The sequence below is a fragment of the Arcanobacterium bovis genome (assembly GCF_004331995.1).
GTDB classification, from domain to species: domain Bacteria; phylum Actinomycetota; class Actinomycetes; order Actinomycetales; family Actinomycetaceae; genus Arcanobacterium_A; species Arcanobacterium_A bovis.
In genome coordinates this window covers 219725-238721 of sequence record NZ_SJDT01000002.1, presented here as the reverse complement: position 1 = coordinate 238721, position 18997 = coordinate 219725, and the positions used below count along the sequence as shown (strand labels likewise).

Here is an 18997-nt window from a genome sequence, read left to right as displayed (position 1 = left end):
CAATCCCCCGTAACACAAGCGAAACCCCAGAAAGAAAGTGCATAAAGTTAAAATTTAAGATACCGTTACGCCATGGCATTAAGCGTTTTTGACCTGTTCTCAGTTGGTATTGGCCCGTCGTCGTCCCATACGGTGGGTCCAATGCGCGCAGCAAATATGTTCCTTGAAGAACTCGGCTCTGATCTCGAAAAAGTAGGCAATATTCGCTGTACGCTCCACGGTTCGCTCGGATCTACTGGCAAGGGGCATGCTACCGACGTCGCCGTCATGCTTGGTCTGCTCGGCGAGGTGCCTGAAACCGTCAATCCTCGCTCCGTGATGCCTACTATTGCGGAGGTCGAACGCAGTCACGAACTCCTGCTCGCGGGTCGAGTTCCAATCACGTTTGCTCCCGCTTCCGATATTATTTTCGACGGCGGTACCGAACTTCCTGCTCATCCGAACGGTATGATTCTCGAGGCTTTTGATGCCAACGGCGAGAGTCTTCGTCACTGCACATACTACTCGGTGGGCGGAGGCTTTGTGGTGAGCGGTGACGTTTCGCCGTCGGAACCCATCGTTCCCGATGAGACAGCAATCCCCTACCCTTATGAAACTGCAGCTGACCTTCTTGCAATTTGCCAGCGTACAGGCCTATCTATCGCCAAGGTGGCAATGGAGAACGAAAAGGTTTGGCGCTCCGAAAGCGAAGTGCGCCAAGGTTTGCTCCATATCTGGGATGTGATGAATGAATGCATCCGCAATGGAAGTGAAACCGAAGGCATGCTGCCTGGTTCTTTACGCGTATTGCGACGTGCTCCTGGCTTGTATCAAAAATTGACTTCTGAGGGTGCAAGCAATGATCCGTTGCGCGGTATGGATTGGATTACTTTCTACGCGCTGGCAGTGAATGAAGAAAATGCCGCTGGCGGGCGTGTTGTAACAGCCCCTACGAATGGAGCAGCTGGAATTATTCCGGCGGTTTTGCGCTACTATCTTGATTTTGTACCCGGTGCTTGCGACGACGCCGTGGTGCGTTTCCTGCTCACTGCAGGTGCGATTGGCATTATTTTCAAAAATACTGCGTCTATTTCTGGCGCCGAAGTGGGATGCCAAGGCGAAGTCGGTTCGGCGTGTTCAATGGCAGCAGGAGCGATGGCAGCAGTGCTCGGCGGTTCACCCGAACAGGTAGAAAACGCTGCGGAAATCGGCATGGAACATAACCTTGGGCTCACCTGTGATCCTGTTGGTGGACTCGTGCAGGTGCCGTGTATTGAGCGCAATGCGATTGCCTCGGTTAAGGCTATTGCGGCAGCTCGTACTGCATTGCGTGGTAATGGAAAGCATATCGTGTCGCTCGATTCGGTTATTAAGACTATGCGCGAAACTGGCCTCGATATGCAGTCGAAATACAAGGAGACCTCCCTCGGCGGCCTTGCCGTCAATGTGATCGAATGTTGAACCACTGTCGCAAAAATTCGTTTTAGTATCTGGACTCACATATAAATCCGCTTGGCGATCATGGACTTTCGCCCTACTATGGAAACCATGACAACTAGAGCACTGTTAGTCTTAGCTGATGGAACCTCTTTTCAGGGTTACAGCGTAGGAGCGGCAGGAACAGCCGTTGGCGAAGTTGTTTTTAATACATCAATGACTGGATACCAAGAGATTCTTACCGATCCGTCATATTATCAACAGCTCGTCACCCTCACTTATCCTCATATAGGAAATACGGGAACCAATTCGCAAGACATAGAAAGTTCACAAATATTTGCTTCGGGACTGATCGTAAGAGATGTCCCGTTTTTTGTATCCAATTACCGCGCGGAAAACGATCTTCCAAGCTATCTCAGCGAACACGGAACGGTAGCAATTGCAGGAATCGACACGCGGCGTCTTACTCGCGTACTGCGCGAAAAAGGTAGCCAAGCTGGTGCGATTCTTACGGGCGACGACGCTACGGTGGAACACGGCCAAAAGCTCGCCCAAGCTTTCGGCACGATGGCAGGGAAAGATTTAGCGCGCGAAGTAACGTGCGGTCACCTGCACATACATCGCGAAGGTACGTGGAATCCTAATGGTAAATTCGACGAACCCAATGCCCTGCCGTGGCGTGTTGTAGCTTATGACTTTGGCATGAAGACGAATATCGCCCGTATGCTCGCCGATCGTGGCTGCGAAGTGTATATCGTTCCCGCTACCACACCAGCAAGCGAAGTGCTGGCACTCAAACCGCACGGCGTATTTCTCTCCAACGGGCCTGGTGATCCCGAACCGTGCACTTATGCGGTTGCGGCTATTAGAGAGATTCTCAAAGAACGTATTCCGATTTTTGGAATCTGTTTAGGGCATCAATTACTAGCTTTGGCACTTGGCGCCGCCACTCAAAAAATGGTATTTGGACACCACGGTGCGAATCATCCGGTCAAAGACTTGCGATCCAATCGGGTGTTTATTACGAGTCAAAACCACGGATTCTGTGTTGACCCGGCCTCGTTGCCTAGCAATGTGGAAGTCACGCATATTTCGTTATTTGACGGTTCTCTCCAAGGTCTTGAATTGAACGATCAGCCAGCATTTTCGTTCCAAGGTCATCCCGAAGCTAGCCCAGGTCCTCACGACTTGGGCTTTCTTTTTGACCATTTCATTGAGCTTATGCACAAACACAATGGCTGAGTTCACGTGGCAAAAAATGACCGAAGAACAAGCGCCGAGCTGTCTGCCCTCCCCACTGCTATCGAAAGGAAATAACTGCACATGCCAAGGCGAGCAGATCTTAAAACTATTTTGATTATTGGTGCAGGTCCAATTGTGATCGGCCAAGCCTGCGAATTTGACTATTCCGGAGCTCAGGCTTGTAAAGCCCTGCGCGAGGAGGGGTACCGGATTGTGCTCGTCAATTCCAATCCGGCAACGATTATGACCGATCCTGACGTTGCAGATGCCACCTATATCGAACCGATTGAATGGCGCACGCTGGAAAAAATTATTGCCCGCGAAAGACCCGATGCCATCTTGCCTACGATGGGTGGTCAAACAGCGCTCAATTGCGCGCTTGACCTAGCAAAACATTCAGTTCTTGCCAAATATGGTGTAGAGCTTATCGGCGCTAGTGAAGAGGCGATTGCTAAAGCTGAAGACCGCGGCAAATTCAAAGCAGCTATGGAACGCATCGGTTTGAATACGCCGAAATCTTTTGTGTGCCACACACTTGATGAGGCAATACAGGCTCAGCAAGCTGTTGGTTTCCCCACCCTGATCCGCCCGTCGTTCACGATGGGCGGATCAGGAGGTGGCATTGCCTATAACCGAGATGAATTCACCGATATTTGCCTGCGTGGATTCGAAGAGTCCCCCACTCACGAACTGCTCATTGAACAGTCGATTTTGGGTTGGAAAGAGTTCGAGATGGAGGTGGTGCGAGATCGCGCTGATAACTGCATTATCGTGTGCTCAATTGAGAATTTCGATCCTTGCGGTATTCACACCGGCGATTCGATCACCGTTGCGCCAGCTCAAACGCTCACCGACAAAGAATATCAGCTCCTACGCAATGCCTCGATTGCCGTGCTTCAAGAAATCGGCGTAGATACCGGTGGTTCGAATGTTCAGTTCGCCGTTCACCCTGAAACTGGTGAAATCATTGTGATCGAGATGAACCCGCGTGTGAGCCGGTCATCTGCGCTAGCCTCAAAGGCCACCGGATTTCCGATCGCGAAAGTGGCAGCCAAACTAGCGGTGGGTTACACCCTCGACGAACTCCGCAACGATATCACCGGCGGTGCCACTCCGATTTCCTTTGAGCCAGCACTCGATTATGTTGTTACTAAAGTGCCACGCTTTGCTTTCGAAAAGTTCCCAGCTGCCGATCCTCATCTCACCACGCAGATGAAATCTGTAGGCGAAGTAATGGCAATGGGAAGAACGTTCCAAGAGTCACTCCAAAAGGCACTATGCGGTTTAGAGATAGGTTTAAGTGGCTTCGATTCGCAGCTGTACCCGGGCGCGCACGCTGCCACCGAAAACCATCCGGCATCGACATCGAATTCGGCACAGATCGCTGTTATTGAGCAAGAGCTTTCCCTTCCTAAGGCAGACAGAATCTTGTATATCGCCGACGGCTTCCGCGCCGGAATGTCGATCAAAGCAATACAGGAGCTCACCGCAATTGACCCGTGGTACCTCGCCCAGATAGAGGAACTCGTGGCGATAGAAAACCAGCTCAGCACACTCAGTTTGGAGCAATTAACTCGCGACATACTATATATTGCCAAGCAAAAAGGGTTTTCAGATACGCGGCTCGCAGCGCTACTCGGCGTTTCACACGACGACGTGCGCCGGCGTCGTCAAGAATTAAACGTAACGCCCGTGTTCAAACGGGTCGATACCTGCGCGGGCGAATTTGCGAGCGAAACCGCTTATCTTTACTCCACCTACGAGGAAGAATGCGAAGCCGATCCCACGCAGCAGCGCAAAATCATGGTTTTGGGTGGCGGCCCGAACCGGATAGGTCAAGGCATCGAATTTGATTATTGCTGCGTGCATGCGTCCCTCGCTTTGCGCGAAGCGGGCTATGAGACGATCATGGTCAATTGCAATCCCGAGACGGTTTCCACCGATTATGACACCTCCGATAAGCTCTATTTCGAGCCGCTAACATTGGAAAAAGTGCTCGATATTGTGGACGTTGAGAAGCCTGCCGGCGTCATTGTTCATTATGGCGGACAAACTCCGCTCAAATTGGCACGAGCATTGGAAGAACACGGCGTGAAAATCGTGGGAACCTCTGCTGAGGCAATCGATATTGCTGAAGACAGAGAGAGATTCCAAAAAATCGTGGACGAATGTGGGCTACTCCAGCCCGAAAATCGTATCGCGCGTTCAGTAGACGAAGCTCTCCAGATGGCGCAAGAAGTCGGGTATCCGTTGATGGTGCGTCCCTCGTACGTGTTGGGCGGTCGCGCCATGCAGGTGGTTTACGACGACGACCAGTTGCGTCACTATATGCACAAGGCGGTTGATGTGTCACCTCAGAATCCGGTGCTGCTCGACTTGTTCCTTTCTCACGCTATTGAAGTGGACGTTGACTGCATTTGCGATGGTGAGAATGCCGTTATCGCTGGAATTATGGAGCACGTGGAGCAAGCAGGCGTGCATTCAGGCGACTCAACATGTTCTTTGCCTCCACATTCGCTACCAGAATCAATACAGAGCCAGATTCGGCATCAGAGTTATCAGCTCGCCCGAGCCCTCAAAGTAAAAGGCCTAATGAACGTGCAATTCGCCGTGCAAGATGGCGAGATTTACGTGCTCGAAGTCAATCCGCGAGCCTCGCGCACCGTTCCTTTCGTGTCCAAAGCAACCGGCAGGCAAATCGCGAAGATCGCGGCGCTGGTGATGGTGGGCAAATCACTCGCCGAGCTCAACTGCACCGAGGAAATCACACCGAAGGTTTGGTCGGTGAAAGCTCCGGTATTTCCTTTCGCAAAATTTCCTGGTGTAGATACCATTCTTGGTCCCGAAATGCGTTCGACTGGTGAAGTTATGGCAAGTGGAACGTCATTTGCTCAGGCTTATCACAAGGCACAAATCGGAACTGGCGGAAGCGTACCTACGGTAGGAAAGGCATTCTTGTCCGTTCAAGATAAGGACAAACCCGGAATCGTGGAAATCGCCCGCAATTTGCAAATGCTCGGTTTCGGCTTGTGCGCCACGCGCGGAACTGCGCAGTACCTTGCTGATCATGGCGTGCATGTGCAAATCATGAACCGGCGTACCGAGGCGCGTCCACATATCATTGATGCCATGACCAACGGAGAGATCTCCTTGGTGGTTAATACTGGAAACTCTGAAGGGCAAGTGGTGGCAGACGGCGCGAAAATCCGCCAAAAAGCATTAGCTATGCGAATCCCGATTTACACCACAATCGCTGGCGGTAAGGCAATTACCTCGGCAATCGCTCATAGCGACGACGACGCCGTTGTGGAGTTACACGAGATCAGCTAACAGTGTGCTAGGGAACTAGGCTCTGCTGATCTGAATGCTTGGCTAGGCAGGTTGTGGCGGCTTCACCTTCACAACCTGCCTATTCCCTATTGTTAACGTTTCGTTTTTTCTATGGGGTTACTGTTTATGCTTGGGCTTCGCATCATCGGCATACGCCGAATACGCAAGACGTGGATTTGACTCCACGCCCGGTGGAATCAATGACACATCCAAGGTGGAAAAATACTTCTCAAAATCAACCTCATCCATGCCCTGGGAAGTCTCATAAGAATCTTTCCAATCCTTCGGAACAAGATTCCTACCCCATCCCTTCACACGGTTAGCAGTTAACGCCGGATAGATCTGAAACCACGAATCATCACACAAATCACCATTCATACAAGTAACAGTGTCCAAGTCGGCGGTTAAACTAAAAGCCATGATCGGTTCAAAAAAAGCTTTAAACTTCGTTATCGTAAACCGATCAACAACCTCAAAAAACTCATTTTCCACAACCACATCAAAACGCTTCTTGCTCACCTGACGAACCCAAATCCTCCCCATCGCACCAAAACTATTCGATTTACGAAACACCCGCTCATAAACAATACCGAAACAAGCTAGGCCACCAACAAACGCGCCGGCGCACATCGTGTACCGAATCCCAGACATCTCTTGCGGAATAGCAGACCAAATAAAATACCCCAGAATACCTGATGCCCCCCATAAAAGATAACGCTTAACATACGTCGACAAATAAGCGGCACTCGCAAAAATAACAAAATACAGATTAAAAAGCCCCAACACTGGAAAAACAGATCTGGTGCCGTACGCGATTATCGCACCAACCACATTGATACCGATAAACAACATACAGAAAGCAGCATGTCCCCACGTGAACTTCTCAACACCCGATCCCATCGGAGCACCCAAAGAATTCTTAGCCCGCCACCAATGCGTTAACTTAAACCACGCCGCCAACCCACGATCAGCACCAACCTTACCTTGAGCCAAACCCTCAAGAAACACCATCAAATCCTCAAGAGAAGCCACAAGATTCCTCGGCTGCTTCTCCTCTTCCAACAACACATCTAAACCAGCAGCAACATAATCCCGCGCACCAAGAAAATCACGAGCCTCAACAGCATCACTCGCTAAACGCAACAACGACTCAAACCGCTCCACATCATAACCACTATGCATGATATACGGCGCATACCGCCCCGAACGCTGCACCTGAAACGACTGCCGCAACACCAACCGCACACACACCCGCGCCAAACGCACCCCAGCACCAAACGACAACACCACACCCATAATTCACTCACTTTCGATTTGATTGGCAGATTATTTATTTCCGAAGCGATTTAAGTCCATCGCGAATATATTCGGCACGATCCTCAACGGATTCATATATTTTGCCAGCATCGTGACCACCATGTTTATTAATTGCTTCTTCAAAACGATCTTCTACTTTATCAAACGCAGAAGAAACATCATGCCTAACTTCCTTTGCCTGATCACGAATCCAATTTTTCACCTGTTCAGGACGATGATCGTAAACTTCAGCACCAAAATAGTTCCTGCCAAGGTGCTTGGACTGGCTGTTGAGGAAATCGCCAGTTTTGCTAGTACCATATCCGCCGAGTACTTTACTAAGAGAAGCGTTATCTGAAAGTGCTTTCGAGAAAGAATCGCCAACCCCGTGCTCGGGAATACCAAGTACAGTATCCACCGCGACACCCTGACCATAGTTTTTCGCTGTCGTGGTACCAAAATCTACAGCGAAGTTACCCATCAATTGCGCACCTTTATTATCAAGAACCGTGGTGACAGGCGGAGGTAACTTCGCCCACGCACGTGTTGCAAGATCGTTGCCCCATTTTGAAACTGTTGTCTGTGTTGATTCTATTCCAGTTACGACAGATTGAATTGTTGGTGATTTGACAAGTAATTTCTCAAATGCTTTTCCAGCGATCTTACCAAGACCAGGAGCTGCTAACGTAACGATTGTCGTAAATGCTACAGCTTTCCAATCCACACCACCGCTGCTAATAAGCTGAAAACCTACATCTAGTCCAGCAGCGATCATGGGACCGCCGAGCATTGGTAGTCCCACAAAGGTCAGACCGGTTCCAACCACAACTAACCCTAGTGCCGCTAAGCCCTCCCAAGATACGAGTTCTGGTAGCCCACCATGTATTTCGTATTCTTTAAGCTTTTCTTCCGTCACTGGTTCAAGTCCAAGTGGATCAACATAATGCAAAGGATTGTTCGCCGCATAGCTGTACGGGTTATGCGCCCATACACGGTCTAATGGTTGATCGAACGGATCCGTAGAGAGGAAAGAATAGGATGAAGGATCGTAACAGCGGTGTCCAAGTATTTCGAGCGCACCAAGTACGATGTGCCCATCAGCGGCAAGCAATCCGTCATAACTAGTTTTCCATGGAGAGCTAGCATCAACTGCACGATGCATTGCCCATGAACCACCTACCAGAGTAGCTCCATCCTGCCCGCCCGAGAGCACACCTCCCGGTATAGGCAAAACGGGTGCTGAACCGATAGCTCGCAAGCGAGGAACACCTGCGCCGGCATCCCACGTCATAGGTTCGCTATTAACACTGGCAACGATGCCATCGTTGTCTACCACAACGTCAAAGCCATACTTGTGCTCGCCGTTTTCAACTGAAACGTTACATATATAACCTGCGTCGTCCCATGTGTATAGTTCACGCGTCGAGAGACCGATTTTTTCAGTGCGGCGTCCTGCCTCGTCGTATGAAAAAGTGAATAGCTTTTGGCCGTCATGCTCGATAGCAGCAAGTGTGCCGTTATCGTTGTAAACAAAATTCTGTTCTTGGCCGGCGTCTACCACTCGTACTACCTTGCCACACGCATCGTATTCCCATTCAGTCACGCGATCATGCGCTACAACACGCTGGAGTTGACCTGCGCGATCGTAGCTATAAGTAGTTGGTGTTCCATCTGTAACAATCGCAACAATCCTTGCATTCTCATCACGCTGGATTACCGTCTCAGAGCAGCTACCGTCACTTCGAGTTACTTTATGCTTCGTAACAAGACCTTGAGAGTAACCCCATTCTTGGCAAGCCGCGGGCGTTCGCACTGCTGCCAAATTACCGCCCACGTTATACTCAAATGAAATCTCGCCAAAAAAAGGATCCGAGATGCGCACGATACGCCCGTACCCATCATAGGAATACGCGCTCGTTCCGCGGCTAGAATTAACATATTCGATAGGCAAGCCGTGATGGTAAACCCAGCGATCGTCGTCGCCGGCATCAGAACTTGCACGCACAAGATTGCCACACAGATCGAACGAAAGTTCTTGGTGAGTACGATGCGAACGTGAGTCATCGGATAACGTGATACGCCGATTAGCGTCGTCATAACGCTGTTCGAACCACAATTTGCCATTAAGAATTTTCTGGAACATCCTGCCGTGTTCGTCATAGATGAATTCCCACTTTGCTCCGTCTGGTGCTCGTTGAGCGATGAGCCGCCCTGCCTCATCGTACGTGTTCTTGTACAAACCTAAAGGAGTATGCGTGTCAACGACTTTATCTAGCTCGTTGTACGTCCACGTAGTTACCTTTCCTTGCGGATCGATCGCTTTACTCAATCGCCCGCGCAGATCGTAACTCAGTGCAGTAACTCCCCCTGCTCCGTTCGTTACGGATATGAGTTGACCAGCAACGTCCCACGAGTAGGATCGCGTTCCGTTCCACGCATCACTCACTGACGAAACACGTCCACACGCGTCATAGGTATAGCGAACATTGCCACCTGCAGGAGAATACTTACTAGTGATACGACCTAGGCGATCATAGGAGAAAGTCTCACATCCGCCATTAGACCTAAGTATCCGAATAACGCGACCATCCACATCATATTCAAAACGCAACAATAGATCCGCATCGTCATGAATAGATTCGACTTGCCCGCAACTATCGTATGCCACATGCCATGTTTGCCCCGTTGGAAGAACCTGTTCGACCACGCGACCAGCGCGATCACGACGCAATAACGTCAATGATCCGTCAGTATGGACTATTTCTACTGGACGATTGGCGTGATCGTAAGAAATGAGTTGTGCATCATCGACTGGACCAAGAACCGAATTAACACGACCAAATTCGTCAAAACGCAGCATCGATTCTTTCCCATCAAACTGCGAATCTACACCATTCGGAAGGAAATTTTGTTTGCTCACACGCCCCGTTGGATCTGCAAAACTGATTAAACGACCCAACACATCGTATTGTGCTTTCCATTGGTTACCCTCTGGTGAGGTGACTGAAATTAGCTCAGACATAGTGCTATATTCGAATGCCCAGACGTCCCCATCAGCTAAAACAAGCTGATTCATTGACCCGTATTGGCTATACGACATTCTCGTAATGCGTCCGAGCGGATCAACTTGTTCAACGATCTCTCCATGGTCACCATAGCGGTAAAGCCATTTGCCACCATCAGGACTTGTTTTGCTCACTAACCTTTCAGCATCCCACTCAAAGAACCAGCTACCGCCCTCAGCATCATGCTTACAGATAATTCGCCCAGCGGTATCATAGTCGAAGCATGTTTGGGCACCAGACGGCAACGTTATTTTAGTTGGCTGACCAGCAGCGTTACGCTCACAGGATGTAATATTTCCGGCCGCATTGACGATACCGCAAAGATCACCGTAAGCATCATATTCGAACTTCACACTCACGCCCTCAGGATCAACCACCTCGCATAGCAATCCATCACGCCATGTTAACGATGTTGTAGCTCCAGACGAATCTTTTATCTCCACAGGGTTACGTAACAAACCGTCATAGGAGAAAGTTTGAGTCATACCAGTGGGATACACAATCGTGTGTAGCCTATCTAGTTCATCCCAACCATAACTAGTTTCTGCACCAGTAGGTTCTACAAGTTTTACCCGTCTACCTCGCGCATCGTACTGACTTACAGTGATCTTACCGTCGCGAGAAACGCTTTGAATCAAGTGCCCATCACGATCATATAGCATTGACTGAGTATTTCCATGTGACTCTACGATCTTAACGAGTCTCCCATACGGATCAGACACCCACGTATCAGAAACCGATCCATCAGCATCAGAAACACAGGTAACGCGCCCTGGCAGGTATGCATAGCGAATGTTGCGACCAAATGGAGTCTTTTGCGCAATAACACGGGCTTGCGCATCATAGACATTTTCGACTTCGACCACACCAGTAGCAGCGATAACTCTCTCAAGAAGACGCTCAGCATTCCACTCATAGACTCGTGATCCGCTGCTCGTTTTCACTTCTGCTAAGAGATTGTCACGATAGATGTACTCAACTCTTGAGCCATCATTAGATTCAATATAGGCAACTCTTCCATCGCAATATTCGACGCTAATCCAGCGTCCATTACCGGCTATGAGTTTGACGATTTCATTGCAATCGTTTCGCTCAACACTCACCGAACAACCTTCACGAACAACATCGCCAAGCCACAAACCATCAGTTGAAAAATATTTCTTCGCACCTTTGTTATCGCTAATTTCGAATGCTGGTGTAGTAATTCCCAGCTGAGGAGCTGCCTCCTCTGTTGCAGCTAACCAGTAATCATCGCGTATCGAACGACCCCACCCGTCATCGTCACGCGGAAACTCTGTGCGCCCACCGCCGTCACGCACCCACACGGCACTTTCATCGCCGATTTCTAGGTGTTGATCGAGAACCGAATGCCACCCCAGACCAAACACTCCTTCGCCACGATCCACAGAATTATACATGCGCCGAAAACTCGCACAGGAAGCCAAACCTGTGAAGGCAATGTCAGTCTCGGGTTCAATGAAATTACCAGTTGCAACATTGACTGGATCATTAGCAAAACCGGTGGTGACCTGATAACCTTTCAGATTCGCTGGAGAAATTGCCAGTCCTTGGCGCATCACATCAATGCCAGCATTACTCAAGGCAAGAACAAGCGCATCATCGGATACTCGCGACACAACACCTCTACCACCAGCAGCTTCGAACGCTTGAGCGATAATTCGAAGCCATTGCTGACCTTGACGATTCTGTTCAATCCAACGCGAAAAAGAAGCAAGAAGATCATCGGCATTTATACTTCCATATACTCCGTATTCACATTCACGATTAAAAACATTTATGGTTTTCTCAAGTTCCGAGCGACTGACTGCAGCCAGATCATCAAGGCGTCCATACGATGTAACCGCATTAAACAAATTTTCCGGTCGAGCTGAAGAAATGCCGATGCTACACCCTATCCCAGCACAAGGATGCTCTTGCGGATTAACTCGTACCGAATCGCTCTGCTTTACAGGGGGTTCAAACGTTGGAAAACCCGGCATTTCTTCTCCGCCGAAAATTTTGTCACGTACACCGTCCCAAAAACCATCGTGCCGTTCAACATATGCGTTAGTTATCTTTCTACGGCGAATTTCTTCCTTAATTTCTGCAATAATGGTCTGCATAAACTCGCCAATATTACGCGCATAATGCGTAAGTGTAGACAAATCATTAACTGCGATCTGCTGATTTCCTTCGAAAATATTCGCAAAATAGCCGCGAAAATCAGTTTGCGCATCAGCAGATACTGCACGCCGAGACGACTGCTGAGTGTCAAGATCAGAACAAATTCTGTAAACATCTTTTATACACTGGTCAGCTACGCCAAAATCAAAATCAGGTATCTCCTGAATAACTAAAGGCCGCTTTTCTTCTCCGCTCATGATCCTGTTCCTGTCACTGTGATTTTTGCTGGTGTGAGATTAAAATTTCCAATATTCCCTTCAAGATCGCATGTTCCTGGATGCAGAGAGGTTATCGATCGCCCATCTTGACTCACGGCAACTGCTCCGGCACATCGATCAGTGAAACGAACGCTGTCAATATTCGCTCCCGTAATATCGGTAAGCACAGAAGTAGGATTCCCGACCTGCGGACTGATGAATACTGGCGAAAGTTGGTTTTCCCCGTTCGGCCATATACCGATCACAGAGATTGGCACAATATTTCCCTGCACCACTCGAGATGGAACAGACATTTTTAGTCCCACAAGCCGTTGCAACGGATACGATGTCGAGTTCATATTTGGATTTTGCACGTTCTTCAATGTGTTTTCACTCGTCGTTTTCAACCATTGAGAGACATCTTGTGAGGACGAAAATCCGAGATTTTCCAGTGGAATTGTGGCCGAAACAATATGAGGCTTTCCGCTACTTATAGGTTCCAAGCCAATCGCGAATGAACACGGCACATCAAGGGAAGTTTGACTCGGACTATTTTTTGTTACGCTTTGCCCGTCCCAACGCGGCTCGATGCACGCACCGTCAAGGTCTTGCAAGGTTTCAAGCACAACACCAGAAAGTGCTTGTTTATGCGTTTCGTACTTAATCTCGTAGGTGATTACGTTTCGTTCAGAATCGACTTTTGCGCTTCGTGAAATGATGAGTCCCGATGGAAGCGGCGAATCCTCTTGTGATACTTGCTCAGACGCAAACTCTTTCGAACCGTTGCTACTACGCGAAAACATAGCAACGCCCACCACGCTCGCTGCCAACAACAAACCAGCAATAGCGAATACAACTATTTTATGGCGTTGCGCTCTCATCCCATTCTTGCCAGTTAGATCTGCCTTTCGCGCTGAAGATTTACGATCAACATTAGAAATAGCCGTACCGTCGTCAGCGCTGAGAGGTTTCATCACCGTTGCTTGCGTACTGGGCGACAACTCGTCTAAAAGTACAGGAACATTGCGCACTGCTTCTTGAGACTCAGTGTCGTGAGATGAAATATCGTTCTCGGATTCACCAAGCCGCGGCTTGAGAACTGTAGCAGGAGCATAATTTTGGACATCTTCTTGACGTACCAGCTTCCTAGAATCGTCCAAATTATCAATGAGTTCATTGAGTTGCTTGATCAGCTCAGGTGCAGGTAGACGCCTGCGTGGATCTTTTTCTAGCATCGTCCACAACACCGATGCTATCTTCTCGTCGAGTCCATCAATGGCGGGAGGTAACGACGACAAATGGCGGTGAGCAATGGTGAAAGCGTTATCTCCACCGCTAAATGGCGTGCGTCCAGCGAGCAACTCATAAAACATTATGCCCGTTGCATAAACATCAGTTTCTGGGATAGCGATCCCTTTTTCGATCAGCTCAGGAGACATATACTCCGGCGTGCCGACAACCTGAGTAGCTTTTGATTGCTCACCGAGAATTTTAGAAATACCAAAATCAGTAAGTTTTATAGAAATATCCGCATTACCGCGAGCGATAAGGATGTTATCCGGTTTGATGTCGCGATGAACAATATTATGTGCGTGCGCATGTTCTAATGCTCGAAGTGTTTCGATCACGATCGCCACAGCGGAGCGTAGACCGCACACAGAGTCACGCATGAGCACCTCACGTAGAGTTTCGCCTTCAACGTACTCCATCACTATTCCCAAACGCCCTGACTCAACCACAAGATCAAGAACTTTGACGATATTATCGTGCTCCAATGTAGTGAGTAGAGTCCGTTCGGTCACGAATCTGGTGAGAATTTGTGGGTCATTTGCATACTGATCGCGTAGGATCTTCACCGCAACCGCCGCGCCGTCACCTTTACGATGTCCTTTCCAGACGACGCCGGAGGCACCCTCACCTATGATTTCGTCAAGTACGTACGACGCACCAAAATCAAACCCTTGATTAGACACGGTCTTCCTCCAACGGCAACGATAAGGCTTGAATCAATGATGCTTGCCCACCTTGACACATGTATCCTCGTGCGACACTCATCGCAACTGGCGATTTACGCGGCAATGTCACACCTAGAAGATCACCATCAAAATCGATGTTCGGCTGTAGCAATATTCCACACCGAGATTTTCGTACAATGCTTGTCCAGTGTCCATAAGCTGAACGCAAGTCATCATTACGTGCTGCCACTATCAGCTTCACTTGTGGATTATTGATCTGTAATAAGTTTGTGATGGCCTGATCCGAATCAACTAGTGCAGTTGCATCGTCCACAACAATGAACGTAGGAACACGCGACACACTCGCCATAGCAGAAACTGAGGAAGCGTCGTCATGGAAATGCAACTGATCGAATATTTCATCGTACTTTGCTAGTGGAGAGCGACGAGTGACTAATCCAAATACGGCAATATCTTCACCACGTTCCGACGCGTCTTGACGGATTTTTGAAATTAAACCGCGAAGTACCGTAGATTTTCCGCTGCGTGCTGGTCCTGAAACTAATAAATGTTCGCCGTCATAGAGATCCACGTAGCATGGACTAATATCCGATTCGCGCAGCCCAACTCCGATCTGCCATTTATCTCCGCCGATGTCGGTGATACACGGAAGATCGTGCGGAGCTACCAATTGTGGCAGCTCAACAATAACGCTGGCTTTCGAGCCATATGGGAAAGCTGATTGTATTTGACGAAGCGCTTCATCAACACCACCAGTAGGCAACGCAACATGAGCTTGGTTCTTCGATATTGCATCAACGTATCGACCCGGTACCGATGCCGGTATATCATCTTTTCCAATGCCCGCATACGTGTAGTCATAAGCATCAGCTAACCGGAACAACCATTTCTGAGTAGTCACCTCATCGATTTGTGAGGGAATCGCCTTGATGCGAGTCGTTGAAGCCACACAATGTATGCCAACATCGGGTCCTTTCGCCCAAATCTGGTAGAAAGAATCCATAAGTTGAAGAGCTTCGAAATCATCGAATTCGTCCCGCATCGTCGCCAATCCGTCAATGAGAACAATGATCTTGGTGTGCTTCTCAGTCGTTTCCCTGAGTCGCTTATCGTATTCCTTTGCCAAATATTTAAGGAGTCTTTCTTGTCGCTCACGCGCGCTCGAGTCTCCAGGAACGTAACCAATACAGTGTGGAAGATTGCTCAACTGTTCAAGTCCGCGGGTGCCAAAATCGAGAATCATGAGATCTAGATTCTCCGGAGAATGGGTAACTGCCGCAGACAAAGCAATCGAAGCCAAGGACGACGTGGTGCCAGACCCTGGGATACCTGCGAGAATGAGATTTCCTCGGTTCAAATCCCAGCCAGATTGGTATTGCCGCTGATTTGTGGGATCGTCACTCAAGCTAACAAAAATTACAGAACCAGATTCTGGGGCAACCTTAGGAATCTCGATTGTATCATCCTTTAAATCAAGCACTAAAGGAATTACCTCTTTAAGCGGATCCGGCCAGACTTTGCGCGCCGGAGCAAAGCCAGCTTCGTCATTCGCCGCAACAATTGCTTTTATGAGCCGATCCAAGTCGCTCGGCTCATCGCTATCTCGAACTACTGACATCTGTATTTTTGGTGCTGTACCAAGTTCTGCTTCGTGAACAATGAGTTCAGCGCTTCGGCTAGTCGTCGAATAACCCGTGACTAAAGCAGTTTGAATCGGAGTGATTTCCTCTTCACCTAATTTGACGAATGCACGCCCGCGCTGATCACGACCAATTGAAGCAGCGTAGGGAACGGATATGACACCGCTTGAGTCTTCTTTACTCTGCACGCGCAAAGCAACTCTCATATTTGTGTTAGCAAGAATATCATCGTTAACGACACCAGCAGGACGTTGAGTCGCGAGTATCATGTGGATACCCAAAGTACGTCCAACGGCCGCGATCGAAACGAGCGAGGAAAGCACGTCAGGAAACTCTTTAGCCAACTGTGCGAATTCGTCCACAACAAGCAAAAGACGAGGCATTGGCTCTGAGGGATTCGTGCCAAGGTAGGCATCTAAATTATCAATACCGTTACCTGCTTCAGCAAATTTTCGCTGCCTATAAACAATTTCTGCTTCTAAGGCCCGCAGAGCACGATTTGCCAGCTGTGCATCCAAATTAGAAATAGTTCCAATAGTATGCGGAAGTTCATCGCAACGAGCAAAAGCAGCACCGCCTTTGAAATCGATCAGAATAAAAGTCAAATGTTCGGGATCCACCTGCGCAGCTAAACCAGCAACTAATGAACGTAAAAATTCGCTCTTACCTGAGCCAGTTGTGCCGCCAACAAGTCCGTGTGGCCCATCACGCACCAGATCTAGCCAATATATTCCATCTTGACTCATACCGATGGGAGTTCGATAAGAAGTTTTTCTTCTCCACTTCTCAAGAATTGAATTTGCATCGAGCCGTTCCTGCAATCCCAATAATGGAAGCAAGTGAGTCAACGTAGGGAGGGTCGAGCCAACATTTTTCGCTTCTGGATCGTCAAAGCGAGCGATCGATTGTGCCCAGCGATGTGCCACGTCAATCGTAATTTCACCACAGATAATACTGTTAACAACTTTAGACTGAGCTGGGACTACTAAGGTGGCCTCCGAGTCAGATTGCGCATTAATCACAGTTGCACAAACCGATGGCAGTTGTTCAGCACTATCAGCAATCACGATCCCTGTAATCATCTTTTGTTTCTTAGATGAAATACCTCGTTCCATTTCAGCCGTGAAAATATCTCGTGCCGGACAGTCACGCCCTTCAGTAAGTTCTTGGGCATCGATGACGAGCATCAGGCTGGGAACGGACATACCTTCCAGCATGTCTCGCAAAGATCGTAATAGTTCCTGACTCTTCGTTGTTTCAAGACCAAGCCAGATATTGTTGGGGTTCGTGCCCGGCTGGCGGAGATGAGGCAACCACGCAGTCCATCGCCAGAGATCAGAATGAGCTTTAGATGTAAAAACGCCTAAGCTCATATCTGCTGGTCCACAATGAGACACCTGTTGACAGAGTAGCGATCGTGCAATTGCCAAACACTGCTCACGATTCCCCCATATTCCAACAACTCCTGCCTTAAAGTCCACTTCTACTGGCGCAGCTTGTATTTTTGAACGATCAATGACGTCCTGAACGTTCTCGTCAATTTTCGATCGCGAGCTTGTTCGAGAGATAGGAACATCGTAGGCAATATCTGCCGTTCCTAAATGCGCAGACCAATAATCTTCCGAATTAGTACGCCTTTCCCAAAGGTTAACAGTGGGTAAGGTACAGTTATCCATACATTTCGCTGGATCAGGAATACGCGAACGCAAATATTGCCGTTCCAGCATTACCTGATCTTGTACTTCCGAAGCAAAGTCTGCAATTGACTTTTCAAAACGATCTTCCTCGGACGAGGCACCTGCATTTGCGCGTCGTTTTTGTTCCCACCATGATGCAACCGCCATTACCGGTGAAAGTAACGCGACTAAAGCATAACGAACTGACCCCATCACAACTACCATGCCGGCCGCCATCACTAGTGGCGCGAGCACCGATATCCATGAGAAACGATTAGCCTTCGGCGCTTCATTACGCACAGGTAATTCTAGCTCTATTCGTTCGTGCGTTACTACAGTCCGCGGTGGACGGTTGAATGGAATCGTCGACACGCCGTCTTGGATCTTTTTTGACCGAAGATAGTGAACGATATCCGTATTCTCTCCGTGTTGAACACGTAGACATGTTCCGCCAATAGTGATAACTGACTGATCCGTGGCAACAATGCCACCGTCGTCATCAACCTTTACCCCGTCAACATACGTACCGTTAGAAGAATTGTCGTCTCTGAATCTCAATCCTTCTTGCTCAACAGTTACGTAGCAGTGAGACCATGAAACAGAGGGAGATACCAAGGTAAGGTCAACATCGGGACTTCGGCCAATTCGAAATACTTCATTTGGTGATAACTCATAGCGCTCAGTAGTTTGCGTTCCACTCGTAACTACCAAAGTCCACGAATTATGTGAAGGAGCTTGGTGTAGTCGCACATCCGAGATAGTTGATCCATCAAGCAATGGAATAGATGTAATTGGTGTATCAGACTCGCAGCAACTGTCGTCAACCCAGAATTCATTCCACGCTCGAAGATCAAGGCCAGCATTATCAATAACTTCTCCTAACGTTGTGCTCTCACACGTGTTAGCAAGATCAAATGTCTTTCTTGCTCCTGCTTGGCTAATGACTACTCTCATAATTATCTCGTTCTACCAGGC

At 48.7% G+C, this 18997-nt stretch carries 7 protein-coding genes; 3 read left to right on the top strand and 4 right to left on the bottom strand.

What is annotated here, in order from left to right:
* Positions 1–72: 72 nt before the first annotated feature.
* From EZJ44_RS02950 to carB, 3 genes are all read left to right on the top strand, one after another.
* Positions 73–1440, top strand: a complete 1368-nt coding sequence (locus EZJ44_RS02950) for an L-serine ammonia-lyase (protein WP_131279954.1) — start codon at positions 73–75, stop codon at positions 1438–1440.
* Positions 1441–1527: 87 nt separating this feature from the next.
* Positions 1528–2658: a glutamine-hydrolyzing carbamoyl-phosphate synthase small subunit gene (gene carA, locus EZJ44_RS02945; protein ID WP_131279952.1), complete on the top strand. Its 1131-nt coding sequence runs from the start codon at positions 1528–1530 to the stop codon at positions 2656–2658.
* Positions 2659–2739: 81 nt separating this feature from the next.
* On the top strand, positions 2740–5988 hold the full coding sequence (gene carB / locus EZJ44_RS02940) for a carbamoyl-phosphate synthase large subunit (protein WP_131279950.1): 3249 nt from the start codon (positions 2740–2742) through the stop codon (positions 5986–5988).
* Positions 5989–6105: 117 nt separating this feature from the next.
* On the opposite strand, the gene EZJ44_RS02935 is transcribed toward carB, so the two are convergent.
* From EZJ44_RS02935 to EZJ44_RS02920, 4 genes are all read right to left on the bottom strand, one after another.
* Positions 6106–7233: a hypothetical protein gene (locus tag EZJ44_RS02935; RefSeq protein WP_131279948.1), complete on the bottom strand. Its 1128-nt coding sequence runs from the start codon at positions 7231–7233 to the stop codon at positions 6106–6108.
* Positions 7234–7318: 85 nt separating this feature from the next.
* Positions 7319–12730, bottom strand: a complete 5412-nt coding sequence (locus EZJ44_RS02930; RefSeq protein ID WP_131279946.1) for a DUF6531 domain-containing protein — start codon at positions 12728–12730, stop codon at positions 7319–7321.
* Positions 12727–14703 carry a serine/threonine protein kinase gene (locus tag EZJ44_RS02925; protein ID WP_131279944.1) on the bottom strand — a complete coding sequence of 659 codons (1977 nt, stop codon included), beginning with the start codon at positions 14701–14703 and terminating at the stop codon, positions 12727–12729. Before EZJ44_RS02925 ends, EZJ44_RS02930 begins: the two co-directional genes overlap by 4 nt.
* The gene (locus tag EZJ44_RS02920) at positions 14696–18976 is read right to left on the bottom strand and encodes an FtsK/SpoIIIE domain-containing protein (RefSeq protein WP_131279942.1); all 4281 of its coding nucleotides are present in this window, start codon (positions 18974–18976) and stop codon (positions 14696–14698) included. The genes EZJ44_RS02925 and EZJ44_RS02920 overlap by 8 nt, the downstream gene beginning before the upstream one ends.
* Positions 18977–18997 lie beyond the last annotated feature (21 nt).